This is a genomic window from Amycolatopsis sp. NPDC006131 (assembly GCF_040614175.1).
Classification (GTDB): domain Bacteria; phylum Actinomycetota; class Actinomycetes; order Mycobacteriales; family Pseudonocardiaceae; genus Amycolatopsis_E; species Amycolatopsis_E tucumanensis.
Genome location: NZ_JBEXTX010000241.1, coordinates 1 through 1,624, shown reverse-complemented (window position 1 = coordinate 1,624; position 1,624 = coordinate 1). Strand labels below are relative to the sequence as shown.

General features: G+C 71.0%; 1 protein-coding gene and 1 pseudogene. Both read right to left on the bottom strand.

What is annotated here, in order from left to right; genetic code table 11:
* Positions 1-1,273, bottom strand: a pseudogene (locus ABZ215_RS43710) (transcriptional regulator); the annotation flags it as partial.
* A 7-nt stretch (positions 1,274-1,280) separates the two neighbouring features.
* Positions 1,281-1,624, bottom strand: a 344-nt coding sequence (locus ABZ215_RS43705) for a hypothetical protein (protein ID WP_354956846.1), incomplete at its 5' end; no start/stop codon positions are given.

Genomic DNA, 1,624 nt, shown 5'->3' with positions numbered 1-1,624 from the left:
GATCAGATCTAGGGCCGAGCAGGGCGGCGGCATCGTCGGTCGGCACGATTACCCGTGCTGTCATGGGTGCCATGGTCAGGGCGGTGACCAGGAGCGCCCGCATGGCGGCTGCGGCGCCCTCGCCGATCAAGCCCAAGCCACGAGCCGAGGCCAGGTCCAGCGCGACCTCCCGGCCATCGCGAATGCCCAGCGACAGGAGGCCGTCCTGCTCGCCGAGGTCATCCTCGGGCGCCGTCGCCGGGCGCGGTGAGTCGGTGTCGTCCTCTTCGGCGCGCAGGTGCGCGAGCCGCAGCTGATACACGACCGGAGCGACGGGGAGATCGGTGCGGTCGCCGCTGCCGGGCCGGTAGCGGCGGCGGTGTCGGCGGCGTGCGATGAGCAGGGCGGCGCTGACCGCGGAGGCGAGCCCGAGCCCGACGAACAGCTCGTCGCCCCAGCTGAACGCAGGCGGACCGGAGACGTCCATCCCCGGCGGCGCATCTCGGGGCGACAGGTCTGGTTCGGGAACCTGGCGAGTCGAGGGGGCTTGTGCAGCGGGCGGCGGCGTCGGTTCAGCCCGGAGCGGCACGGCTGCATCCTCTGGCAACTGGAACTCCTCGCCCGGGAAGATCAAGCTAGGCCGCTGGAAGGCACCTCCGTTCGGTTGGGGCTTGCCCTTGTTGAGTTCGAAGATCTCCGGCCAGCGGTTGCCGTCGCCGAGAGTGCGCTGGGCGATCCGCCACAGCGAGTCATGGACGCCGGTCACCGGATCCGGCGCCAGTACCACCACGGACTTCGCCGGTATGCGGTCGTGTGCGATGGGCAAGACGGCGGACGTCTTCACGATTTGGGCACCGGTGGCGACCTGCACACTTGGCGATGGCGCGAAGCTGTGGTCGAGGCGATGACCCGCGATCGAGATCAAGATCGCGCCGACGAGCGCGGCCGCCACCCGACGCAACGGTCCCGCAGCAACCACTGCCGGCGTGCGCAGATCGCGGGCAGCCTCGATCGCACAGCGGGCGACGTCGACCGTGAAGAGCGCCCAGACGGACCAGCTGATGCAGGCGAGGACGTCCAGCAGAAAGGTCGCGGTCATCGGGCCGAGCAGCACGCCCTGGATCTCCGCCCAGGTCGGCACGTGGTCGGGCAGGGGCCAGCCGATGAACCGGGTGAGGGCCCAGGGCAGGCCGCCCACCAGCGCAGCGAGGAGCGCCGCGGCGAGCAGCCCGCGGCGCAGCCTGGCCACGAGGATGAGAACGTGCCCAGCGCCGCGGAGCGACGTGGCTGTCATCGTGCTCTCACGTCAGCTGAGCGACCTTGAGGTCCGGCATCTCGCCGGCGTCGGGCGAGGCAGCGGCCGACCGGGTGCCTGAACGCCGTCCGGGCTTACCCGCGGAGGGCTTCTTCCGCCTGGTCCGGGTGGTTTTGCGTCCGGCGGCCCACTGGTTGAGGTCCGCGGCCTTCAGGTCGGTGAAGCGGGCGAGCTCGTCGACGGTGATTACGTCTTCGGCATCGGCGATGATCTGGCCGAGTTGTCCCTCGACGTCGTCGAGCTGCGCGACGATGGCTGCGCGGCGCTGGGCCAGCTGGTTGACCTGCTGGGCGGCCGCCTTTCGCCGCGCGGTACGTGGCGCGTCCACGT